We start from the raw sequence: 23569 nt of genomic DNA on the forward strand, positions 1-23569 counted from the left end.
CGCGAAAGGTAACGCGCTTGGGCGCGAGAGGAACCCCGGAACGCGGGACGGAGGGCGAAATCTGACGACCGTCCCGGCCGTCAGAGGGAGCGCCCCCACGTTGACGGGGATCGTCGCTTTGGCGACCGGTTGGGAGCGCGCGCGTCGATACCCTCCACAAGTCTCCATCCGGCGTAAGGGACGCGCGATCTCGCGGGAAATTCGATTAGGATGTCTCCAGGCCGGGGCTGTCGATTCGAGGGGACGCGTGCTCTTAAAATTCTGGATGTCGCAGACGACCTTCGTCATGGGTCTCATGCTCACGGGGGCGATGGCGGCCTTTGCGCTCTTGCTCTGCTGGCTGAGCTTCGCTTCGCGCTTTTCAGCCTATGCGCAGAACTGGAAAGGCGTCGTTCCGCCCTTCGTCGCCGTTCCGGCGACGCTCTTCGGCCTGATGATGACGTTCCTTTCGCAGGACGTCTGGGAGGCGAATCGCAGCGCCTATCGCGCCGTCACGCTGGAGCGTGAACAACTTGCGATGCTCACGGCGCTCTCCAGCAATGGAGATAACACGAATGACATCCCGCGCGCGGTGCGCGACTATGTGGAGACCGTCGTCGGCCTCGAATGGAAAACCATGGAGGACGGCAAGGAGGCGCCCGAGACGGAGGCCGCGCTGAACAGGCTCACGCGCGTCGTCGCCGACGCTAAAATCGAGCCCGTATTCCAGCGCACGCTGATCGATACGGTGATGCGTCTGCGGTCAGCGCGGGAACAGCGGCTCGCGCTCGCGGGCGGCTTTCCCGACGATCGCAAATGGGCGGCGGTGATCATCATCGCCTTCATCACGCAAGTGGCTATCGCGGTCGCGCATCTCGATCGACCCCGGCCGCAGCTTCTCGCGCAGGCCATCTTCGCTCTGGCGGCGATCGTGCCGATATCGCTCGTCGCCTCCGTCGATGAACCCTATTCGCCGCCCAATGCCGTGAATTCCGAACCGCTCGCGCAATTGCTCGAGCGCTATCCTCAGAAATGACTTCGACGGCGAGCGGTCAGATCGGGAAGCCAGATGACCAGAATACAAAAGGTGGTTGGAACCGCTTTCGTCGTCGCCGAATACCGCAATGACGAGAACAAAGAGGCGCATCCGCTCTACCGCGATCCCTTTGTCCATCTGTTCCTTGATGAGGATTCGAAAAAAGCCGCGGATCGCATTTCGCAGTCGTTTCCGCCGATAAGGAATAATGTGCGCTTAAGGACGCGCTACATCGACGACCGGCTTCGCGATCAGATCGCGCAGGGGGCCCGGCAGGTCGTCATACTTGGCGCCGGCCTCGACACCAGGCCGCAACGGATCGCGGACGACGGCGTCACCTATTTCGAGATCGACGCCCCCGGAATCCAGGCGTTCAAGGAAGCGAAACTCCAAGAAGACGGAGTCGATCCCAACACCCGATACATCGGGGCTGATTACGTGACCGACGGCATGCTCGATCTCCTTCAGCGAAGCGGATGTCGGTTCAACCTTCCCACGCATGTCATCTGGGAAGGCAACACGATGTATCTGAACGAAGCTTCCGTTTCGCAGATCCTGACAGACCTCATGCGCCATATCGGAAGCTGCTCGGCGTCATTCGACTATCTCGCCGAGGAGGTGATTGAAAACACGACTGGCGACCCTGAAATCACGGACGTCGTCGGAAGATTCGCCGCGATGGGAGCCCCCTGGACGTACGGCTTCGACGATCTTCCCGAACTCGCCGCTCGTTGCGGCGCGAGCGTGCTGGATCACGTCACGCTCGCCGACCTGCATCGAACCTATTGGCCGACCGAGCCGTTGGCGTCGCCTATTTACGGGTATTATTCAATTTGCACGCTCAGGAATGCGACGCCTCAAGGCAGTTCCAGCCGCTAGCCGCCAGACCCCGGCGAGCGCAAACCTGCCAAGGATCGCCGTCAAGCGCTCCCGGCGCTACATGATATCGAAATCTGATTTAGGAGGCGCTCTATGGCCCAAGGCATCCAGTTCACCGGCGCTTATGATATATCCGTGTTGACGGCGCTTATTCCAGGCAGCTGGTATATCGGATTTGCATGCAAGCAGTGCCACCAGCACTTCGCCATCTTGAGCGAACCGACAGGCACGGGAGCCTTGGAGCTGTCCGGAACCGCCACATTCCGCGTGACCTGCCCAAACTGCAATGCAAGCGGCGAGTATTCGGCGACTGAACTCAAGCAGTTTCAGGCGGCTCAAGGCGGACCGTCGTCGACGGCCTGAGCGGCGACGCAACCTCGCGCATGCTTCCCGCAGTTTGCGGGCTCAACCGGCCTGTGCGTAATGCGCCGTGAAGTGTCTTAGGAATGGCGCTTGCTCAGTGATCCGATAGGCTTTGATCGCGGCGCGCTGGCGCGCGATGACATCCAGCACTTCGATCAGATAGTCGAAGTGGCTCTGCGTATAGACCCGGCGCGGAAACGCGAGGCGCACCAATTCATGCGGCGCCGCGATTTCCTCTCCGCCGCCCGGCGCGGGTTTTCCGAACATCACGCTGCCGAGCTCCACGGCGCGAACCCCGCCTTCGAGATAGAGCGCGTTGACGAGCCCGATTCCGGGATAGTCGCTTGCCTTTAGATGCGGACAGAAGGCGGCTGCGTCGATGAATATGGCGTGACCCCCGGCCGGACGCACGATAGGGATGTCGCGCGCGACCAGCGCCTTGGCGACATATTCGACGGTCGCGTGACGATAGCGCTGATAGTCGTATTCCAGAGCCTCCATGAGGCCGACGGAGATCGCTTCGAGGTCGCGCCCCGCCAAGCCGCCGTATGTCGGAAATCCTTCGGTGAGGATGAGCAGGTTGCGGAAGTCGGCGGCCCAGGAATCCTCGTTGCAGGCGAGAAACCCTCCGATATTTGCGAGCCCGTCCTTCTTTGCGCTCATCGTCGCCCCATCTGCGAATGAAAACATCTCGCGCGCAATCTCCAGCAGGCTTCGATCGGCGAAGCCCTGCTCGCGCTCCTTTATGAAGAAGGCGTTCTCCGCAAAGCGGCAAGCGTCGATGATCAACGGAATATTGTGCTTCTCGAGCGTTTTCTTGACGCGAGCCACATTCTCCATCGACACCGGCTGGCCGCCGCCGGTGTTGTTGGTCACGGTGATCATGCAGAAAGGGATATTTTCGGCGCCTTCCGCGTCGATCACTCTTTGCAGTCGGTCGATATCCATATTCCCCTTGAAGCGCTTCTCGGACTGGAGGTCGCGCGCTTCGGTCGACGGCAGATCGGTCGCGATCGCGCCGACATATTCGATGTTCGCGCGCGTCGTGTCGAAGTGGCCGTTGTTGGGAATGACGTTGCCTCTCTTGAGACGCGTGGCGGCGAGGATTCGCTCGGCCGCGCGCCCCTGATGCGTGGGAAAAATGTGTTTGAATCCGGTAATCTCGCGCACGGTTTGCTCGAAGCGCCGCCAGGAGCGGCTTCCGGCGTAGCTCTCGTCGCCAAGCATGAGCGCCGACCACTGACGGTCCGACATCGCGCCCGTGCCGCTATCGGTCAGCAAGTCGATGGTGACGTGGTCGGCGTCGAGGAGGAAAACATTGTTGTGCGCCCTGGCGAGAAGCGCCTCGCGCTCGCTGCGCGTGGTGATCGGCAGCGCCTCTGTCATCTTGATGCGAAACGGCTCGATGATCGTTCTCACGGGAATGCTCGCCTCGTTGAAAGCCGCAACCGATCGTTCCTTCGACAATGGATTGTCGGGCGCGTTGCTCTTCAAATGGGCATCGTCGCGCAGCCGGTCCACATGACGCCGTGGCCCCGAGCGCCGCTGGGCGCGCTGTCCTGCGTCGTAGGTTATCTGACCGCTCGGATTCGGCGGTTCGTCACGCGCTGCGGTGACGATCTTGAGCGCGTCGAGCGTTGGGCTGTACTTTAAACGACGGCCTCGCGCGCCGGCGCGCTACTGCCTTTCGCCAAGGCGTCCGAAAAATTTGCGAACGGAGTTTGCGGTTCGCTTCAGAAAGGTGGTGAGCCCGTCGGCCTTTCGACCCGCGTGTCGGCCGGCGTTCTTTTCCTTCGCCTGCTGTTTCGGTTTGGCGTCCACATTCGATCGGCGCTTGGTCTCAGAGGCGTTCTGCTCGTGTTCGGGCTTGATCTGCTCACGCGCTCTTTCTGGCGCGACGGCCGCAGGCTCGGCGTTTGGCTTCTTCTCCGGCGGCGCGGCGCCTGTGGCGGGACGCGGGAAGGGGGCAGGCGGAAGCGCCTCGGGCGCTGCGCCATTCTCTTGAACAGCCTTGTCGCTTGGCTCCGCTGACGGAGCCTGCGCTTTGCTGTCCTCCTCGGCGCGCGGCGTGGCAGGATTCGGCTCGGACTTTTCCGGCGCTTGGGATGCTGGCGCAGGACCCGTCAGGGCGTCGCTGGCCGTCGGCGGCTCGACGTCGCGGGGATGGGCCGCCGGACCATCCGTCGGCGCACTCTCTTCCTTCTTCTCGGGCTCTGTCTTTGAAGGCGCTGATGTCTCGACGCTTGGAGATACGCCTGGCACCGCGTCTTCGAGCTTAGCCGGCGGCGCCGCGCCTGGCGCATCGCCTCGATCGAAGCCTCGGGAAGACTCGGGAGGGCTCCAAAGCGCCGCTTTGAGCCCGATGTAGGAGATCACCCCGCCCACCGCGAGCAGACCGGCGATTGTGGTCCAGCGGGCGGCGCGGCCCTGCCGCCGGTCGACCGCTGCTCGATCGAGGGGGGCGGACAGGGGTGCGGCGCCTCCCACCGGCGCCTCATCGTCGGCGTCCGGCGCCAGCAGCCGGCCGGCGAGATCCGAGGACAGACTGACCTGCATCGCGGCCACGACATCCTGCGAAGCCGACGGCTCCAGGTCCAAGGTCGAACCGTCATCCGGAACAGCCGCGGATTCGTCTAGGGGAGGAATCGCTTCCCGTCGCCGTTCTTCTTCCTGGTGACGCTTGAAGCCTTCGATGAGCCAATTGTCGACAGGAACTTCCCTGTCCGCCGCATCCGCGCGCCCGCCGCCACGAGACAGTTGACTCGCCGCTTTTCTCCGCTCTTCCTCCTGTCGGCGCCTGAAGGCTTCAGCGATCCAACTATTGCCCGATAGATCGCGGGCAGGACGCGCTGGCGCCGCTTCGACATCGGTCGGGGCTGGGGCGCGCTCGCCCTTGAGCCGCTCCTCTTCGCGACGCTTGACGGCGGCGAGCGTCCAATCGCTTTCGAGAATTTTTTCCAAGCTTTTCCCCACTCACCGGCTCCGCCGCCGCGCATCGCGCAGCGACGATCATCCGGGAACGCATGAGGTTTACAGACATGCGATGCTAGCCGACTGAGAACGAGCGTCAATCATCCTCCTTTCAGCGGCCAAGCCCTGGCATGGTCCGAGACTGTCGAGCTTAGGGCGCTCCACGTGACGGTTGCGCAGAAATGAGGGTAAGCTCTCGCTGGCCGCTGGAGACAAAAACGAAAGGCCGCGTTAGCCAAAGCTGCAGCGAGCGTCCACGGGCGTCGCCGAAGAGAGTAAAAGAGATAGCCGAGATCAAGGGGAAACAGCTATGCGGACTGCCCTCACAATTGCGATTGCGCTCGCGTTTACTGCGGGCATTCATCCAGCGACTGCGGCCCAGTGCGGACGCTCGGCGGCGGGCTTTGACAATTGGAAACAGGAGTTCGCTCAGGAGGCGCGCGCGCAAGGCATCGGTCAGGCGGGAATCAGCGCGCTCATGGGCACGCACTATAACGCCCCAACGATTTCGGCCGACCGCGGGCAGAAGAGCTTCCATCTTTCGCTCGATCAGTTTCTGGCGAAGCGCGGCGGCCCCGCCATCGTGGCGCGCGGCCGCGCGCTCAAGCGCTCATACGGCGGACTCTTCGCGCAAATCGAGCAGCGCTACGGCGTGCCGCCGGGACCTCTGCTTGCAATCTGGGGGATGGAGACCGGCTTTGGCGCGGTGCATGGCAATCAGCACGCGCTGTCGGCCGTGGCGACGCTGGCTTATGACTGCCGCCGCTCCGACTATTTCACCGATCAGCTCTACGCCGCGCTGACCCTGGTCGATCGCGGGGCGCTCTCGCCGAGCGCGCGAGGCTCAATGCATGGGGAAATCGGCCAGACGCAGTTTCTGCCGAAAAATATCCTCAACTATGCCGGCGGCGGCAATCTCGACAATTCGGCGGCCGCGCTCAACGCGACGGCGAATTTCCTTCACGCGCACGGGTGGCGCGCGGGCGGCGGCTATCAGCCCGGCGAAAGCAATTTCGCGGCGATCCAGGCCTGGAACGCCGCCTCGGTCTACCAGCGCGCCATCGCGCAGATCGGCCGCCAGATTGACGGCGGCGGCGGCGCTTCGCCCTATCAGCAATGAGCCGTTAGGCCAGAAAAAAGCCGGCGCGATCCGCGCCGGCGTCAATTCAGACAGCGAACCAGAGTCGACACTCTTCATTCCGCTGGGGTGGCCTCGGGACCATGATCCTCATCCGGCGCGCTCGGCGGCGGCGGCGGCGGCGGTTTCTGAGCGTTGGTCGCGGCCGTTTCGCGGCGGCGGTGCACGAGGTAGATGGTGAACGCGGCAAGCGTCCCGAGCCCTAGCGTCAGGTAAACCGGCAGGTCGCGCATAAAGCTTTTCCCCACCGAGAAGGGGAATCGCGACACCCAGCGCTCGCCGTGATCGCCCGTGACCGTGACGATGCCGACGAAATAGCCCGGCTCATTAAAAGTATGCTCGAAATTGATCGTGCCGGTCGGATAGCTCTTCGGCTCGCGATAGGCGACGGTGACGGATTCGAGATTCTCGTTCTCCTTATCCTCGCCGCCGACATCTTTCACGATGCGCAATTCGACCTTCATGTCGCGAAGTTCGTCCTGCTCCGCGTCCAGGACCATGATCATCGGCCCGGTCGCCGGAATGTCCTCGCAGAATTCGTTTTTCGACGCTTCCGGCAGGTAGCCGGTGAAATTCATGATGTCTGGGCCGATGAACAGCCGGCACCGGCCTTCCGCCGCGCCCAGGCGCCCATGCGCCTTCGCCGGAGTCGGAGCGCCGGCGACCGCCGCTATGACAAGCGTCGCGGCGGACAAAACAGCAAGGCGAAGCCCTCTGGCAAGACGCCGAACGTCTCGCCGAGCGAAACAATCTTCGCTCAAATTCGGCGCGGAATACGCATCCGGATTTCCATCACGCATGATGACCTCCTGGGTCTTCGTGTGACAAGAACACGCGACTCTCAGAAATGTTGCCTTTGCGCCGCACAAGCCGGTCCGTCAAGCTGACGCTCGAGCAGGCCGCTCCCCACAACGTCTCAGCTTTGATGTTAGCGGATTCCAGCGTATCAGCAAGGGTGCGACGATCGGTCGCTATTCCGCGTCGCGCAATGAATCCAACCGCCTTCGTGCGCGGCTATTTCCGGGGGCCAGCGACCCAAGGGAAAGCTCGGCTGAGGAATGGATTTTGCAGCGCGCAATAGAATTGACACAGATCAGAAAAAAACGTCGAGGATCAGGTCGGACTCAAAAAAACCCCTAATGAGACCACCTTAACAAGAGTTCATTCGCGGCCAGCTTGCCACCCAATTAAGGCGGAGCCATATTCAGCCCCGAGGCCGGGAGCGCCCGGAAAGCGCAACCAGCCAGCAGACCAAGAGGATCACATGTCCAATTTCGACCGCAACACCAGCTTCGGCTACGGGCGCGGGGTCGCGCGGCCGACGACGGCTGAGATCGACCAGGGCCTGCGCGCCTATATGCTCGGCGTCTATAATTATATGACGCTCGGCCTCGGCGTGACCGGACTCGTCGCGCTCGGCACTTATATGCTCGCCGTGTCAAAAGTGGCGCCCGGCGCGATCGAGCTGACGTCCTTCGGGCACATGCTTTACGCCACGCCCCTGCGCTGGGTGGTGATTCTGTCGCCGCTCGCGTTCATTTTCTTTATCGGCGCCCGCGCGAACACGATTTCGGCGGCCACCGCGCGCAATCTCTTCCTCGCCTTCGCGGCGGTGATGGGATTGTCGATGTCGTCGCTTCTGCTCGTCTTCACCGGCGTATCGGTCGCACGCATCTTCTTCATCACGGCGGCGGCGTTCGGCGGGCTGAGCCTTTACGGCTACATGACCCAGCGCGATCTTTCGGCCTTCGGCTCCTTCCTGGTGATGGGCGTCTGGGGTCTCGTGATCGCCGGCCTGGTCAATCTGTTCCTGCAGTCGACGGGCTTGCAGTTCGCGCTGTCGATCATCGCGGTTCTGGTCTTCGCCGGCCTGACGGCCTGGGACACCCAGAACATCAAGGACATGTATTACGACAGCGACAGCTATGAGGTCGCCCAGAAGAAGAGCATCTTTGGCGCGCTCTCGCTTTATCTGGACTTCATCAACATGTTCCAGTCGCTGCTGTTCCTGTTCGGCCAGCGCAACGACTAACGCGCGATCCGCCTGACAAAAGCCCCGCTCCGGCGGGGCTTTTTCTTGCGTAAGCCTTTGCCCGCGCGCCGGCTTGTGGCAGAAGGCCGCAAGCGATCCAATGAGGACCCTTGATGGCGGACGTCACATTCCCGGCGGCGGCGGCGGCGGGACTTCTATCCTTTCTCTCTCCCTGCGTACTGCCGCTGGTGCCGCCCTACCTGACCTATCTCGCCGGCGTCAGCATGGAGGACCTCGAGATCGAGACGCGCTCCGCCGCGCGGCGCGACATTCTGCTGTCGTCGGTTCTGTTCGTTCTCGGCTTTACGACGGTCTTCGTTGCGCTTGGCGCGACCGCCAGCGCCTTTGGATCCGTGCTGCGCGCCAACCTGCATATTCTGTCATGGATCGCGGGCGGCATCATCATTCTGATGGGCCTGCACTTCATCGGCCTGCTGAAAGTCGGCCTTCTGTATCGCGAGAAACGGGCCGAGATCACCAAGCCGATGGGGCTTTTCGGCTCCTATGTCATGGGGCTCGCCTTCGCTTTTGGCTGGACGCCGTGCATCGGGCCGATTCTCGCCGCGATCCTGGCCGTCGCCGGCACGCAGGAGACGGTCCCTCTCGGCGCCGCCTTGCTGGCAACCTATTCGCTCGGTCTCGGCCTGCCCTTCATCGGCGCCGGCTTGGCGCTTGGCCGCTTCCTCGCCTTCGTGGCGCGCTTCCGCCGGCATTTCGGCAAGGTCGAAAAGGTCGTCGGCGTGCTGCTCGTCTTCACCGGCGTCGCCTTTCTCACGGGCGGCGTGCAGGAGATGTCCTATTGGCTACTGGAGCTGCTTCCCGGCCTCGCCAAGCTCGGATAGGCGAGGGTCAAAACCCGCTCTATGACGAACATCGGCTGCCGGAGATCGACCGGCTGCGCGGGCTCGTCATGGTGCTCATGGCGCTCGACCACATGCGCGATTTTTTCGACGCCGACGTCATGCGCTTCTCGCCGACGGATCTCGATCGCACCTATCCCTTGCTGTTCTTCACGCGCTTCATCACGCATTTCTGCGCGCCCACCTTCACCATTCTCGCCGGCGTAAGCGCCTATCTCTACGGCGTGAAGGTCAAGGATCCGGCGGCGCTGTCGAGATTTCTCGCCGCGCGGGGCGTGTGGCTGATCTTGCTGGAGGCCGCCCTGATAAGCCCAGTCTGGGGCATGGGCTGGGGACGGATCGAACTCGCGACGCTTTGGGCGATCGGCTGCAGCCTGCTGGCGCTCGCCGCCCTGTCGCGTCTGTCGCCGCGGACGGTGCTGCTCATCGGCGTCGCGATCACCTTCAGCCACAACCTTCTCGACGGCGTTCACGCCGCCGACCTCGGCGCGTTCGGCCCGTGGTGGAGCCTTCTGCACGAACCCGGCAAGCTGCCCTTTGATGTGCCGGGCGGCGTGCTTTATCCGGCCCTGCCCTGGATCGGCGTCGGCGCGCTCGGCTACGGAATCGGACCGCTATTCCTTGATCCAGCGAAGCGGCGCGACCGTGTGCTGCTTCTCGCCGGCGGCGCGGCGCTGGCGCTTTTCGTCGCGCTGCGCTTCTCGAATCTTTACGGCGATCCGCGGCCCTGGACCCCGCAGCGCGACGCCCTTTTCACGCTGCTCTCCTTTCTCAACGTCACCAAATATCCGCCCTCGCTGCTCTACCTTCTCGTGACGCTCGGCGGCGCGGCGCTGGCGCTGCCCGCCCTCGCCCGGGCCGGCCGAAGGCTCGGCGCAGCGCTGACGGTCTTCGGCCGCACGCCGCTTTTCTTCTATGTCCTGCATCTTTATGTCGGGGTCGCCGCAGCGCTGGCGCTCACGCTGGCGCGCGGCTATTCCCTGGAAGACGTCGCGGCCTGGGCGAAAGGCGGAGGACCCCCGCCGGAATTCGGCGCGGGGCTGACCGGCGCCTATGTCGCCTGGATCCTGGTCGTCGTCGCTCTTTACCCGCTGTGCCGCTGGTTTGCGGACGTAAAGCGCCGACGCCGCGATCTCTGGTGGCTGACCTATCTGTAACGACGCCGCGTCAAATTGACGCATCATGTCCCTGTTAAGGTTTCGACGTAAGCCGCCTTGGTCGTCGCGCAACGCGCTTGTATAGAGGGAGCCGACCGTAGGGCGCCGGTTTCCCGCTCATAAGAGGTCTTATCGCCAGAAGGCGGGAAAAAACGAATGCTCGAAAAGCTGGTCGCCTTTTGCCTCCGCTGGCCATGGACAGTGGTTCTGCTCACCCTCGGTCTGACGGCGGGGGGCGTATACATCACCGTCGAACGATTTGCGATCGACACCGAGACCGGGAATCTCTTCTCGCCGGAGGTCGCCTGGCGGAAGAACGAAGCGGCGCTCTACAAGGCTTTCCCGGACCTTCTTGACGTCATTGTCGTCGTGATCGACGCCAAGACGGGCGAAGAGGCCGACAGCGCCGCGAAACGTCTCAACGACGCCCTGCAGGGTCAGCCGCTCCTGTCGCGGGTATGGCGTCCGGACGAACACGAATATTTCCGCAAGAACGGGCTGCTGTTCCTCCCCGCCGCCGACATCGAAAAACATGTCGGCGTCATGATCGGCCAGCGCGACGTTCTGCAACCGCTCGCCGAGGATCCCAGCCTGCGCGGACTGTCGAACGTCCTCGTCGGCAACTTCAAGTCGGCGTCCGGCAGCGAACGCGCCTTGAACATGTACATTAGCGGCGTCGAGGAGTTTTCCGCCGCCATCGAAGCGGCCCTCGCGGGAAAACAGTCGGAGGTCGACTGGGGCAAGCTGCTGGCCTCTGGCGGAAGCGCGCCCGCCACGCCGGAACAGGATAAGCGAAGGATCGTGATCGCCAAGCCGATCGTCGACTATTCCGACCTGCAGCCCGGCGGCGATGCGATAAAGCTGGTGCGAAAGACGGCAGCCGACCTGCATCTCGACGAAGAGCACGGAATCAAGCTGCGCCTGACGGGTCAGATCCCGCTCGCCGACGACGAATTCGCCACCATCTCGGAAAACATGGCCCTGAACACCACCGGCACGCTCGCGGTGGTGACGCTCATCCTGTTCGCCGCGCTGCGTTCTCCAAAGCTGATCCTCGCGGTTCTCATCACGCTGCTCGCCGGACTCGCCATCACGTCGGGGCTCGGCATCTTGATGATCGGCCGTTTCAACCTGATCTCGGTCGCCTTCGCCGCGCTGTTCATCGGGCTCGGCGTGGATTTCGGCATTCAGTTCGCGACCAAATATCGCGAGGAGCGCCACAACGACGACAATTTGGAGCGCTCGCTGCTCTCGGCCACCAGCGGCATCGGCGGCTCGCTCACTCTAGCCGCCGTGTCCCTGCTTGCCGGCTTCTTCTGCTTCCTGCCCACCTCGTTCAGCGGCGTGTCCGAACTCGGACTCATCGCCGGCGTCGGGATGATCGTCGCCTATATCGCGACGCTTACCTTCCTGCCGGCTGCGATCAAATTGCTGCGCCCGCGCGCCGAACATATTCCGATTGCGACGACATCCCTCGCCGCCGTCGACCATTGGATCGCGCACCACCGCGCCGTCGTGCTGATCGGCACGGCGATCGTCGTGCTCGCCGGCATGCCCGCGCTGCTGCATCTGACGTTCGATTCAAATCCGATGAATCTGCGCGATCAAAGGGTCGAATCGGTCGCGACCTTCCTTGATCTCTCCAAGGACCCCAAGACCGCGCCGAACAAAATCGAGGTCTTGGCGCCGTCGCTCGAAGCCGCGCGCGAACTGCAGAAAAGGATCGCGGCGCTGCCTGAAGTCGATCACGTCGATACGATCGATTCCCTGATTCCGAAGGAGCAAGACGACAAGCTCGCCCTCGTCGACATGGCGGTGTCGCAGCTGCGCGGCGTGTTGAATCCCAAAGCGAAGGCGCCGCCGAGCGACGCGGAAACCGTCAAAGCGCTGACGAACGCGGCCAAGGCGCTGCGCCGGGCCACTGCAAAGAAGCCGCTGCCCGCCGTGACGCGCTTCGCGAACGACCTCGACGCGCTCGCGAAAGCAAGTCCCGAGACGCGCGCAAAAGCGCGTCAGGCGGTGTTCGGCGGCTTTGACACGATGCTCGGCGAAATCCGGCAAGCGCTGCAAGCGCAACGCGTGACGATCGACACCCTGCCCGAGGATCTGCGCCGCGACTGGATTTCTGAAACTGGCTTGGTGCGCGTCGAGGCGACGCCGAAAGGCGACAGCAACGATCGCGTCGTCATGACGGAATTCGCCGAGGCGATTCAGGCGATCGCGCCCGATGCGAGCGGGCCGCCGGTGATCGTGTCGGAAGCGCAAAAGACGATTACGCGCGCGTTTCTCGAAGCCGGTCTCTACGCGTTCATTGCGATCTTCATCATCCTGGCGGTGGCGCTTCGCAATCCTCTCGACGTCGCGCTGACTCTGGGCCCGCTGGTGCTCGCCGGAATCATGAGCCTCCAGGCCGCCGACCTGCTCGGCATGTCGCTCAATTTCGCCAACATCATCGCGCTCCCGCTGATGTTCGGCGTCGGCGTCGCCTTCCACATTTATTACGTGATCGCCTGGCGGAAGGGCGTTGTCGACATGCTGGCGTCGAGCCTGACGCGCGCGATCTTTTTCAGTTCGCTGACGACAGGCACCGCTTTCGGCAGCTTGATTCTGTCAAGCCATCCTGGAACGGCGAGCATGGGCCAACTTCTCGCCATTTCCCTGTTCTTCACATTGCTCGCCGCCTTCATTATCGTGCCGGCGTTTCTTGGTCCGCCGCGCGCGCCTGCAACGGATGCGGGCGACACGGCTTGACGGAGTCGGCGTACCGCCGTTCGCTACCTTGAGCGAATCGCATTTATCGCAACCAGACAGGGATCCGGCGTCATGAGAAAAGCACTTCTACGCATCGCGATGGCGACGGCCCTCTGCGCGCCCACCGCGGCGAACGCCGTCGACGCCATTTACGGCGTCTGGGTGCGCGAAGGACATCCGACAGACAAGCTCGAGTTCTACGATTGCTCTGGCAAGCTTTGCGCCAAGGGCATCGAGCCGATGCCGGATGGTTCGCCGCCCCCGCAAGTCCTGCGCAACGCCGCGAAGACCACGCCCAATCACTGGGAGGGCGAGATCAATGATCCCGAAAGCGGCAAGACCTATATCGGCAAGATCGCGCTCGATTCTCCGACCGCGCTGACGATGACAGGCTGTCTCGTCGCCTTCCTGTGCCAGAGCGAGACCTGGACGAAGGTCTCCGGCCCCACGAAGCCCGCGGCCGACGCCAAGCCGTCGGCGCATGAGCCTGCGGCCAAAGCGGCCGCGCCGGAAGCCAAGGAGACCACGGCCAAGGAGATCACGGCGAAGCCCGCCGCTCATGAGCCTGCGGCGAAGCCGGCGGCCAAGGCCGGCAAGGCCGGAAAGGGCAAGTCCGCCGCCCCTGCGGGCGAGGCGGAGTAGAATCGCGATTCGGGCCGCCGCGGGCGGCCCGATCTTACCGATAGGTAACTTGACCCTGGCTCTGTCCCGCGCGAGCTTCAATTCACAGCTTTTCGCGCGGTGACGGCCATCGCGCGCCTCCCCGCCGCCGCTCAGAAGGCTAGCGACTCGCCGCTCGTCAGAGTTCAGACGAGCGAAGCCGAGCCGCAGAGACAACCGGCGGGCCTTCCCGGCGCCTTCGCCGGCGCTTAAGGAAGGGGACGCTCGGGCCGTTCCGCGGGCCCTCCGGAGACGTCTGCTACTTGACCGCGCCCGCCCTGTCTCGCACCTCTCGCTCGGCGCTGGCGGCCGCGATGCTCGCCGCGGCGCTTGGCGGCTGCGATCTCGAGTGGGACAAGCCTGATCTGTCGGCGCCTCCGCCCGCGCGGTTCAAGGAAGCGAAGCCGCATCCGCAGCCGCCGATCCCCGGCGGCCGAGATTTTGCCGAAAAATTCGGCTCGAAGGAGCTGACGGAGCTCGTCGAGCGGGCGCTCGACGACAACCTCGACCTCGCCGCCGCCATCGGCCGCATCGTCCAGGCGGACGCGCAGGCCCGCGTTTCCAGCGCCGCGCAATGGCCCTCGGTCAACATGACGAACATCGCGCGCTCGACGCGCGTCCCGGGAACGACGATCAACGTCGGCTCCGCCGGCACGGGCTTTAACCCGGCGACGTCCAACACCGGCTCGCAGCCGGTTTTCGACGCCCGCACCTTTGGGTTTTTCCAGCTCGGCCTCACGGCGAGCTATGAAATCGATTTCTGGGGCAAGAATGAAGACGCCTCCAAGGCCGCCCGCATTCTCGCCAACGCCTCCCGCTTCAACCGCAACGTCGTCGAGATCTCGACCGTCGCCGCGGTAATGAACGCCTATTTCCAAGTGCTCACGGCGCAGGATCGCTTGCGCATCGCCTACCAAAACGTCGCCATCGCACAGGGCGTCATGGACGCCATCAACGCCCGGCTCGAAGTCGGAACGGCGACCGTGCTCGACACCTCACAGCAGGAAACGATCCTTGCTCAACAGCGCGCGACCATCCCTCCGCTCGAACAGACTCTGCGACAAACGCGCAACACGCTTGCGGTGCTGCTGGGCCAGACGCCCGAAAGCATGACCATCAAGGGCGGGTCTTTGACGAAGCTCAAGTTTCCGCCCGTTGCGCCGGGGCTTCCATCGGAAGTTCTGCTGCGGCGGCCGGACGTGGCCGAGGCGGAAGCGCGGCTCGCCTCGCAGGAATTCTCCGTTCTGCAGGCGCGGGCCGCCTTTTTTCCCTCGATCACGCTCACGGGTCTTTACGGCTTCCAAAGCGCGCTGCTCTCGACGCTGGTCATGAGGCCGGACGCCATCGCCTGGCAGATCGCGGGGACGCTCACCCAGCCCGTGTTCGACGGCTGGAACCTTCAAGGGCAATACGACCTGCAGAAGGGTCGCTATTCGGAACTCGCGGCGCTTTATCGCAAGCAGATTCTAACCGCGCTGTCCGATACTGAGAATGCGCTGATTGCAATACGCGAAACGGACCGCCAGATGAAGCTCCTGGGCGTCGCCGTCTCGGCGGCCCGCCGGGCGCTGGACGCCGCAGAGATGCGTCTGCGGGAAGGGACAATCGATATCGTGACGCTGGCGCAGACGCAGACCAGTTATTTCCAGACGCAGGATCAGCTTGCGGTCGCGCGGCTTTCCTATTTTCAGGCGGCGACGAGCCTTTACCAGGCGCTCGGCGGCGGCTGGTCGCCGACGACGCGCGAAATCGAGATCGCGCGCTCCAACGCCGCCTATGAGGCTGACAGAGGACCATGGCCATGACCCGCGTCAGCCGAAGGGTGCTGCTTGCGATCGGCGCGCTCGCGCTCGTCGGCGCCTTTGCCTGGGCGTATCAGGCCGGCAAGCTGCCGGGCTTCCCCGCCAAAGACCAGGGCGCGCCGACGGCGCGCAGCGGCGGGTCCCGCGGCGACCAGATCACGACCGTCACCGCCGCCAAGGTCCACGTCGACGACGTGCCGGTGACCATCGACGCCGTCGGCACCGTGCAGGCCCTCAACACAGTTACGATCCGCACGCAGGTGGACGGGCGGCTGATGCGGCTCGCTTTCACCGAGGGGCAGGACGTCCGCAAAGGCGACATATTGGCCGAAATCGATCCGGCGCTTTATCAGGCGCAGTATGATCAGGCTGTCGCTAAAAAGGCGCAGGACGAGGCCAATCTCGCCAACGCCCGCGTCGATCTCGCGCGTTATGAAAAGCTCGTCGTCGGCAATTACGCGTCCAAGCAGCAGCACGCCACACAGAAGGCGACCGTCGCCCAGCTCGAAGCGCTGGTGCGCGCCGACAAGGCGGCGATCGACAACGCCAAGACGACGCTCGACTACGCGACGATCCGCTCGCCGATCGACGGGCGCGCCGGCATCCGCCTCGTCGACGTTGGCAATATCCTGCACGCCTCCGACCAGACAGGCATCGTCGTCATAACGCAGCTGAAGCCGATCTATGTGGTGTTCACTTTGCCTCAGCAGGCGTTGCCTGCGGTGCAGAAGGCGCAAGCTCAAGGCAGGGCCAAGGTCGTGGCGCTTGGACCGGACAACGCCACGGCGATCGAAAACGGCGAACTGACCGTCATCGATAACCAGATCGACCAGCAGACGGGCACGGTTCGTCTCAAGGCGACCTTTGCGAATCCGAAGCTGTCGCTCTGGCCGGGGCAGTTCGTCAACGTCCGGCTGATGCTCGACACTCTGAAAAGCGTCGTCGTCGCGCCGAGCCCGGCCGTGCAGCGCGGGCCGAGCGGCGCCTTCGTATATGTGTTGGGGCCTGACGACATCGCCATCATGCGCGAGGTGACGACAGGCCGGCAGGATGAGAAAATCGCCGTCATCGCTTCGGGACTGCAGCCGGGGGAATTCGTCATCACGAGCGGCTTCTCGCGTCTCTCGGACGGCGCGAAAACGCGCGTGATAGACGCGCCGGCGCCCGCGAACGCCCAGAATGAGGCCGTCGCCGGCGAAGACGACCGCCGCGCGCGCGGCGCGCGCAGCGACGACGCGCGTGGAGGTGATCGGACGACGCGATGAACGTATCGGCGCCCTTCATCCACCGGCCGGTGGCGACGTCGCTCTTGGCGTTCGCCGTGCTGCTGTTTGGCGTGATGGGCTATCTGAAACTTCCCGTCTCGCCGCTGCCGCAGGTGGACTTCCCCACCATTCAGGTGACGACGCAGCTTCCAGGCGCCAATCCCGACACGATCGCGTCACTGGTGACGGCTTCGCTCGAACGCCAGTTCGGCCAGATTCCGTCGCTGACCAGCATGTCGTCGCAAAGCTCCTTCGGGCTTTCGCAGATCACGCTGCAGTTCGATCTCGACCGAGACATCGACGCAGCCGCGCAGGACGTTCAGGCGGCGATCAACGCCGCCGCCTCGACGCTGCCGCGCAATCTTCCCTACCCGCCCGTCTACGCCAAGGTTAATCCCGCCGACACGCCGATCCTGACCCTGACGCTGCGCTCGAAAACCGCGACGTTGCGGGATCTGAGCGATCGCGCCGATACGCTGATCGCGCCGCAGCTCTCGCAGGTCACGGGCGTGGGCCGCGTATCGGTGCAGGGCGGCGTGCGTCCGGCGGTGCGCATCCAGGCCGATCTCGCCCGGCTCGCCGCCAATCGCATCAGCATGGAGGATCTGCGCCTTGCGATCGCGGCGGCGAATATCGCCGGCGCCAAAGGCTCGCTCGACGGCAGGCGGCAATCGTACACGCTCGACGCCAACGACCAGATCCTGCGCGCGCGGCAGTACAACGATATCATCGTCACCTGGCGCAATGGGGCGCCGGTGATGCTGCGCGACGTGGCGCAAGTCATCGATGGCCTGGAGAACGCCCGCGTCGGCGGCTGGCACAATGGCGAGCAGACGGTCCTGCTCGACGTGCTGCGCCAGCCGGGCGCCAATATCATCAACACCGTCGAGCTGGTGAAGGCGGAGCTGCCGCAGATTCAGCGGGCGCTCCCCGCCGGCATGTCGCTTGAGATCGTCAACGACCGCACCGTGACGATCAGGGCCTCGATTTTCGAAGTGCAGTTGACGCTCGTCATCGCCGCGGCCCTGGTCGTGCTCGTCGTGCTGATGTTTCTGCGCAGCTGGCGCGCCACGATCATCGCGGGCGTCAGCCTGCCGCTCTCGATCATCGCCACTTTCTCGATCATGTGGGCCGCGGGCTTCTCGCTCGACAATCTGTCGCTGATGGCGCTGACCATCGGCACGGGCTTCATCGTCGACGACGCGATCGTGATGATCGAGAACATCGTGCGCAATATCGAGCAGGGCAAACCGCCGCGTCAGGCGGCGCTCGACGGCGCGCGCCAGATCGGCTTCACCGTCGTATCGCTCACCGTTTCGCTGATCGCCGTCTTCATTCCGCTGCTGTTCATGACCGGCATCGTCGGACGGATGTTCCGCGAGTTCGCGCTGACGCTGACCATAGCGGTCGTCGTGTCGGCGGCGATCTCGCTGACCCTGACGCCCATGCTTTGCGCGGTTCTGCTGCGATTCGCGCCGCACGGCCGGCGCCGCGAACGCTCCCGCTGGGAAACGCTTTCGCTCGCGCTCGATCGCGCCTATCACGCGTCGCTCGACTGGGCGCTCAAGCGCGAGACGTTCATGCTCGCGCTCACCGTCGCGACGCTCGCGCTCACAATCGCGCTCTACATCGTCATTCCCAAGGGATTCCTGCCGCGGCAGGACACGGGCGTGCTGTCGGCCGTGCTGGAGGCGTCGGCGGACGCCTCCTTCGACAGGATGACGGAGCTGCAAGCGAAGATCGCGGAGGAATTTCGCCACGACCCCGACGTCAAGGCGGTGACTTCCGTGCTCGGCGTTGGACCGCTCAACGCGACCACCAATGTCGCGCGGCTTACCCTGATGCTGAAGCCGCATGGCCAGCGCCACGATAGCTCCGAAAAGATCGCAGACCGGCTGAAAGCGGTTGGCGAAAAGACGCCTGGCGTCGCGCTTTACATCCAGCCAGTTCAGGACATTCAGATCACGACCAAGCCGAGCCGCTCACAATATCAATATACGCTGACCTCCGCCGACACCGGGGAATTGCTGACCTGGTCGAACCGCCTGCTTGATCGCCTCCGGGAGTCCCCTGGTCTGCGCAATGTCGCCGCCGAAACGCAGGACGGCGGCCTGCGCACGCTGATGCACATCGACCGCGAAAAAATGGGGCGGCTCGGCATTACCGCGCAGATGGTCGACGACGTGCTCAACGACGCTTTCGGCCAGCGGCAGATCTCGACGATCTATACGCAATCCAACCAGTATCGCGTCATTCTCGAAGCCGCGCCGCAGTATCAACGCGATCCGTCGGCCTTGCAGAAGCTCTATGTCGCGCCGCTCGGCGGCGGGCCGCAAACGCCGCTGGGCGCATTCGTGCGGTTCGAGAATCTCTCCGCGCCGCTGTCGGTCGCGCATCAGGATCAATTCCCGGCGTCCACGATCAGTTTCGACCTTGCTCAGGGCTACGCGCTCGGCGATGCGGTGAAAATGATCGCCGACGCAGAAGCCTCCATCGGCATGCCGTCCTCGATCATCGGCGTGTTCAGCGCCGACGCCGCCGAGTTCAACAAGTCTCTCGCGAGCGAACCCTGGCTCATTCTCGCGGCGATCGTGTCGATCTATGTGGTGCTCGGCGTCCTCTATGAGAGCTTCGCGCACCCGTTCACGGTTTTGACGACGCTGCCGTCGGCGGGCGTCGGGGCGCTGCTCGCGCTGCTCGCCTTTAACATCGAAATGTCCATCGTCGCGCTGATCGGCGTCGTTCTGCTGATGGGCATCGTCAAGAAGAATGCGATCATGATGATCGACTTCGCCCTGGACGCCGAACGGGACGAAGGACTCTCCGCGCGCGATGCGATCGTGCGCGCCTGCCATCTGCGTTTCCGCCCCATCATGATGACGACGCTCGCCGCCCTCTTCGGCGCGCTGCCGCTGGCGCTGTCTCACGGGCCGGGCAGCGAGCTGCGCATTCCGCTGGGGGTCGCGATCATCGGCGGCCTGCTCCTCTCGCAGGCGCTGACTCTTTACACGACGCCGGTCATCTATCTCGCCGTCGAGCGTCTGCGCGTCCGTCTTTCAGGGCCGACCGAGTCGCAGACGGCGGAGGAAGCACAAGGCGACCTTGAGCCCGCCGACGACTTGCCGAAGCCGCCCACCCGGGAGGCGGCCGAGTGAACGTCTCCGCGCCCTTCATCAAGCGGCCGGTCGCGACCACGCTGCTTGCGAGCGCGTTGTTTCTGCTGGGCGCCGTCGCCTACTTCTTCCTGCCGGTGGCGAGCCTGCCGGCGGTGGATTTTCCGGTCATCGGCATCTCCGCGGCGCGGCCCGGCGCCGATCCGCAGACCATGGCCGCCTCGGTGGCGGCGCCGCTCGAACGGCGCCTGGCGACCATCGCCGGCCTGAACGAGCTGACATCGTCGAATTCGCTGGGTTCGACGCAGATCATCGCCCAGTTCGACATCTCGCGGCCGCTCGACGCGGCGGCTCGCGACGTTCAGGCGGCGATCAACGCCTCGATCACAGACCTGCCCTCGGATCTGCCGACCGCGCCGACCTATCGAAAGGCGAGCCAGTCGAGCATGCCGGTGCTCGTGCTGGCGATGACCTCGGACACGCTGCCGACCAGCGCGATTTTCGACGCCGCCGATTCCGTGATCGCGCAGCGCGTTTCGCAGGTTCCCGGCGTCGCCGAGGCGCGCCTCGCCGGCGCCGAGCAGCCGGCCATCCGCGTCCAGGTGGACAGCGCGCGTCTTGCGGCCATGAGACTCGGCGTCGACGCGGTCGCCAATGCGCTCAACGCCGCCAACGCCCACTCCGCCGTCGGCGCGCTCAGCGGCGATGCGCGAGAAATAACGCTTGCGACCACCGATCAGCTGTCGACGCCCGAGGACTATCGCAACATCGTCATCGCGTCGAACAACGGCGCGGTGGTCAAGCTCGGCGACGTCGCCACGGTTGAGCTCGGCGTAAAAAACCGCAACGCCGCAGGCTGGTTCAATGGCAAACCGGCCGTGCTGCTGATCGTCACGAAGCAGCCCAACGCCAATGTGATCGAAACCGTCGATCAGATTAAGGCGCTACTGCCGCGGCTGCGGGAATGGGTGCCGAGCGGCGTCAAGATCGACGTGCTCGCCGATCGCACGCAGACGATCCGCGCCAGCATTGAAGACATTCAGCGCACGCTGGCGATCTCCGTCATGCTGGTGATGATGGTCGTCTATGTGTTTCTGCGCCGGTCGACGCCGGTGATTGCGGCTGGCGTCACCGTGCCGCTTTCTCTGGTCGGCACCTGCGCGGCGATGTGGGTCGCCGGCTTCTCGATCGACAATCTGTCGCTGATGGCGCTGACCATCTCGGTCGGCTTCGTCGTCGACGACGCCATCGTCATGATCGAGAACATTCAGAGCAACGCCGAGCGCGGTCTCAACCGACTCGAAGCGGCGCTGGTGGGCTCGAAGCAGATCGGCTTCACGGTCGTCTCGATCAGCCTGTCGCTGGTCGCCGTGTTCATTCCGCTGCTCTTCATGGAAGGCGTGATGGGGCGGCTGCTGCGCGAATTCTCCTGGACGCTGACCTTCGCCATCGCGATCTCGACTGTGATCTCGCTGACCGTGACGCCGATGATTTGCGCGCGCTTGCCGGCGCCGCGCGAGAAGGCGCCTTCGCGCTTCGACCGGATCATCGAAGGCAGTCTCGACTGGGTGGTGGATTTCTATGCGCGAAGCCTGAGGCCGGTGATCGATCACCCATGGGCCACGCTCATGGTGGTGGTCATCGTCATCTTCTGGACCGTCCGTCTCTATGAGACGATCCCCAAGGGCACCCTGCCACAGGACGATATCGGCCTGATCAACGGAACCACCGAGGCGTCCGGCGATGTTTCATTCGCGGAGATGTCGCGCTTGCAGCGGCTTGCTTCCGAGACGCTGCTCGCCGACCCCGACGTCGTCAATGTCGGCTCCTTCATCGGCGCGCAGCATCTGACCTCATCGATGAACCAGGGCCGCCTGTTCGTCGCTCTGAAGTCGGCCGACGAGCGGCGCGCGTCCAGCAAGGAAGTCATCGCGCGCCTGCGTCGGGAATTCGCGAAAATCCCCGGCCTGGCCGTGTTCATGGTGCCTTCGCAGGATTTGCGATCCGGCGGTCGGCTGAGCAAAGCCCAATATCAGTTCACCCTCTCGAGCCCCTCGATCGAAGTGCTGGAGACGTGGCGCGACAAGGTGCTCCAGCGACTAAAGCAGGAGCCGGAGCTCATCGACGTGACCTCCGATCAGGAGCGCGGAGGGCTGCGCGCCAAAGTCGTCATTGATCGCAATGCCGCCTCCCGAATGAATGTCCAGATCGCCGCCATCGACGCGGCGCTGAACAGCGCCTTCGGCCAGCGGCAGGATGCGATCGTCTACACCCAGCGCAACCAATATCGCGTCGTCTACGAGACGCCGCCCGAACGTCAGCGCGACATTCGCGATCTCGCCGGAATTTACGTCACGTCGATGTCGGGCGAACAGATTCCGCTCACCGCGCTCGCTCATATCGAGCGCAGCTCGATGCCTCTTGTCGTCCATCATCAGGGCGTGACGCCGGCGACGACGATCTCCTACAATGTCGCGCCGGGCTACAGTCTCGACGCCACCGTCACGGCCATCGAGAAGGCGATCGCCGAACTTAATCCTCCAGGCGATCTGCGCACCGAATTCGCCGGCGACGTGGCGGATTTCCGCAAGGTGGCGGCGGGCATGGCGGTGCTGATCCTCGCCGCGCTGCTTTCGGTCTACATCATTCTCGGCATTCTTTACGAAAGCCTCGTCCATCCGATCACGATCATCTCGACGCTGCCCTCGGCGGGCCTCGGCGCGCTGCTGTCGCTTGAACTGTTCGGCGTCGAATTCACTATCATCGCCTTCATCGGCATTCTGCTGCTGATCGGCATCGTCAAGAAGAACGGCATCATGCTCGTCGATTTCGCGCTGCAGGCCGAGCGCGAAGGCGGCATGTCCGTGCATGACGCCGCGCTCGCGGCGGCGCGCGAACGCTTCCGCCCCATTCTGATGACGACTCTGGCGGCGACCTTCGGCGCGCTGCCGCTGGCCTTTGCGACCGGGATCGGCGCCGAGCTTCGGCGTCCGCTCGGCATCACCATCATTGGCGGCCTGCTGCTCAGCCAGGCGCTGACGCTCTACACGACGCCGGTGATCTATCTGTTGATGAGCAAGCTTCGGCGCAAAAAGCCAGCGGCGCCCCCGCACGAGCGGGTGACGCCGCTAAAGGCCCACGGCGTATAACCTATTGCGCAGGCGCGTGCGGCGGCGCCTCGAAGAAGAAACGCAACACCTGGGCCGCGCCGCAGTCCTCGATCGGCACATGCCAGAATTTCGAGTCGAGGTCGGGGAAGCGCTCCATGGGCAACTGGATCTGCGTCAGCCGCGCATGATTGTCGAACCCGCGCAGCATGGCGCGCTCGAACAATTTCAGCAGCTGCTCTTCGCAGTCTGGCACTTCCGTAACGGTGAGGATGGTGTTGTTGGCGAGCGGGAAAGCTTTCTCGAACAGCTGTTCCAAATTAACCGGCGCCATGTTCGCGTCTCCGACGCCCCCGAAATGGAGCTTCGACTATCCGGCGATTTCCTAACGCTGCAACCTCTCACGCGTCACGCTAAAAAGACGAGCTACGCTAACAGGTTGTCACCAGGAGTCCAC

General features: G+C 64.0%; 17 protein-coding genes. 13 read left to right on the forward strand and 4 right to left on the reverse strand.

Annotation, left to right across the window (positions count from 1 at the left end; all coding sequences use genetic code 11):
* Positions 1-247: 247 nt before the first annotated feature.
* From AC0X69_RS06225 to AC0X69_RS06235, 3 genes are all read left to right on the forward strand, one after another.
* Positions 248-1015 carry a bestrophin-like domain gene (locus AC0X69_RS06225; RefSeq protein WP_482612336.1) on the forward strand — a complete coding sequence of 256 codons (768 nt, stop codon included), beginning with the start codon at positions 248-250 and terminating at the stop codon, positions 1013-1015.
* A 33-nt stretch (positions 1016-1048) separates the two neighbouring features.
* Positions 1049-1894 (forward strand): class I SAM-dependent methyltransferase, encoded by an 846-nt coding sequence (locus AC0X69_RS06230; RefSeq protein ID WP_482612338.1) that lies wholly within the window; start codon positions 1049-1051, stop codon positions 1892-1894.
* A 93-nt stretch (positions 1895-1987) separates the two neighbouring features.
* Positions 1988-2257, forward strand: a complete 270-nt coding sequence (locus AC0X69_RS06235; RefSeq protein WP_482612340.1) for a hypothetical protein — start codon at positions 1988-1990, stop codon at positions 2255-2257.
* A gap of 42 nt (positions 2258-2299) precedes the next feature.
* Here the strand turns inward: AC0X69_RS06235 and AC0X69_RS06240 are convergent, their stop codons facing one another.
* Complete coding sequence (locus AC0X69_RS06240) at positions 2300-3751, reverse strand: tryptophanase (RefSeq protein ID WP_482612342.1); 1452 nt, start codon at positions 3749-3751, stop codon at positions 2300-2302.
* A gap of 183 nt (positions 3752-3934) precedes the next feature.
* The gene (locus AC0X69_RS06245) at positions 3935-5230 is read right to left on the reverse strand and encodes a hypothetical protein (RefSeq protein ID WP_482612344.1); all 1296 of its coding nucleotides are present in this window, start codon (positions 5228-5230) and stop codon (positions 3935-3937) included.
* A gap of 307 nt (positions 5231-5537) precedes the next feature.
* On the opposite strand from AC0X69_RS06245, the gene AC0X69_RS06250 reads away from it, so the two are divergent.
* Positions 5538-6347, forward strand: coding sequence for a lytic murein transglycosylase (locus AC0X69_RS06250; RefSeq protein WP_482612346.1), 810 nt, complete (start codon positions 5538-5540; stop codon positions 6345-6347).
* Positions 6348-6421: 74 nt separating this feature from the next.
* Here the strand turns inward: AC0X69_RS06250 and AC0X69_RS06255 are convergent, their stop codons facing one another.
* A complete protein-coding gene (locus AC0X69_RS06255; RefSeq protein WP_482612348.1) occupies positions 6422-7165 on the reverse strand; it encodes a hypothetical protein in 744 nt (247 codons plus the stop codon).
* Positions 7166-7629: 464 nt separating this feature from the next.
* Here AC0X69_RS06255 and AC0X69_RS06260 point away from each other — a divergent pair, with 464 nt between their 5' ends.
* From AC0X69_RS06260 to AC0X69_RS06300, 9 genes are all read left to right on the forward strand, one after another.
* Entirely contained in the window at positions 7630-8397 is a 768-nt protein-coding gene (locus tag AC0X69_RS06260; protein ID WP_482612350.1) for a Bax inhibitor-1/YccA family protein, read from the forward strand.
* 113 nt (positions 8398-8510) lie between these two features.
* Positions 8511-9239, forward strand: a complete 729-nt coding sequence (locus tag AC0X69_RS06265; protein WP_482612352.1) for a cytochrome c biogenesis CcdA family protein — start codon at positions 8511-8513, stop codon at positions 9237-9239.
* Complete coding sequence (locus AC0X69_RS06270) at positions 9197-10414, forward strand: acetyltransferase domain-containing protein (protein ID WP_482612354.1); 1218 nt, start codon at positions 9197-9199, stop codon at positions 10412-10414. Before AC0X69_RS06265 ends, AC0X69_RS06270 begins: the two co-directional genes overlap by 43 nt.
* Positions 10415-10570: 156 nt before the next feature.
* Positions 10571-13165 (forward strand): MMPL family transporter, encoded by a 2595-nt coding sequence (locus AC0X69_RS06275; RefSeq protein WP_482612356.1) that lies wholly within the window; start codon positions 10571-10573, stop codon positions 13163-13165.
* A 72-nt stretch (positions 13166-13237) separates the two neighbouring features.
* On the forward strand, positions 13238-13807 hold the full coding sequence (locus AC0X69_RS06280; RefSeq protein ID WP_482612358.1) for a DUF2147 domain-containing protein: 570 nt from the start codon (positions 13238-13240) through the stop codon (positions 13805-13807).
* Between the two features lie 281 nt (positions 13808-14088).
* The gene (locus tag AC0X69_RS06285) at positions 14089-15630 is read left to right on the forward strand and encodes an efflux transporter outer membrane subunit (RefSeq protein WP_482612360.1); all 1542 of its coding nucleotides are present in this window, start codon (positions 14089-14091) and stop codon (positions 15628-15630) included.
* On the forward strand, positions 15627-16892 hold the full coding sequence (locus AC0X69_RS06290) for an efflux RND transporter periplasmic adaptor subunit (protein WP_482612362.1): 1266 nt from the start codon (positions 15627-15629) through the stop codon (positions 16890-16892). The genes AC0X69_RS06285 and AC0X69_RS06290 overlap by 4 nt, the downstream gene beginning before the upstream one ends.
* Positions 16889-20047, forward strand: coding sequence for an efflux RND transporter permease subunit (locus AC0X69_RS06295; protein ID WP_482612364.1), 3159 nt, complete (start codon positions 16889-16891; stop codon positions 20045-20047). Before AC0X69_RS06290 ends, AC0X69_RS06295 begins: the two co-directional genes overlap by 4 nt.
* A complete protein-coding gene (locus AC0X69_RS06300) occupies positions 20044-23154 on the forward strand; it encodes an efflux RND transporter permease subunit (protein WP_482612366.1) in 3111 nt (1036 codons plus the stop codon). Before AC0X69_RS06295 ends, AC0X69_RS06300 begins: the two co-directional genes overlap by 4 nt.
* 1 nt (position 23155) lies before the next feature.
* On the opposite strand, the gene AC0X69_RS06305 is transcribed toward AC0X69_RS06300, so the two are convergent.
* A complete protein-coding gene (locus tag AC0X69_RS06305) occupies positions 23156-23446 on the reverse strand; it encodes a hypothetical protein (RefSeq protein WP_482612368.1) in 291 nt (96 codons plus the stop codon).
* Between the last annotated feature and the right edge of the window lie 123 nt (positions 23447-23569).

It is taken from the genome of Methylocystis sp. Uni0008, assembly GCF_056838045.1.

Coding starts and splice junctions, on each gene's coding strand:
- AC0X69_RS06230 (WP_482612338.1), top strand. CDS start 1,049: ATGACCAGAATACAAAAGGTGGTTGGAACCGCTTTCGTCGTCGCCGAA.
- AC0X69_RS06235 (WP_482612340.1), top strand. CDS start 1,988: ATGGCCCAAGGCATCCAGTTCACCGGCGCTTATGATATATCCGTGTTG.
- AC0X69_RS06250 (WP_482612346.1), top strand. CDS start 5,538: ATGCGGACTGCCCTCACAATTGCGATTGCGCTCGCGTTTACTGCGGGC.
- AC0X69_RS06255 (WP_482612348.1), bottom strand. CDS start 7,165: ATGCGTGATGGAAATCCGGATGCGTATTCCGCGCCGAATTTGAGCGAA.
- AC0X69_RS06260 (WP_482612350.1), top strand. CDS start 7,630: ATGTCCAATTTCGACCGCAACACCAGCTTCGGCTACGGGCGCGGGGTC.
- AC0X69_RS06265 (WP_482612352.1), top strand. CDS start 8,511: ATGGCGGACGTCACATTCCCGGCGGCGGCGGCGGCGGGACTTCTATCC.
- AC0X69_RS06275 (WP_482612356.1), top strand. CDS start 10,571: ATGCTCGAAAAGCTGGTCGCCTTTTGCCTCCGCTGGCCATGGACAGTG.
- AC0X69_RS06280 (WP_482612358.1), top strand. CDS start 13,238: ATGAGAAAAGCACTTCTACGCATCGCGATGGCGACGGCCCTCTGCGCG.
- AC0X69_RS06290 (WP_482612362.1), top strand. CDS start 15,627: ATGACCCGCGTCAGCCGAAGGGTGCTGCTTGCGATCGGCGCGCTCGCG.
- AC0X69_RS06295 (WP_482612364.1), top strand. CDS start 16,889: ATGAACGTATCGGCGCCCTTCATCCACCGGCCGGTGGCGACGTCGCTC.
- AC0X69_RS06305 (WP_482612368.1), bottom strand. CDS start 23,446: ATGGCGCCGGTTAATTTGGAACAGCTGTTCGAGAAAGCTTTCCCGCTC.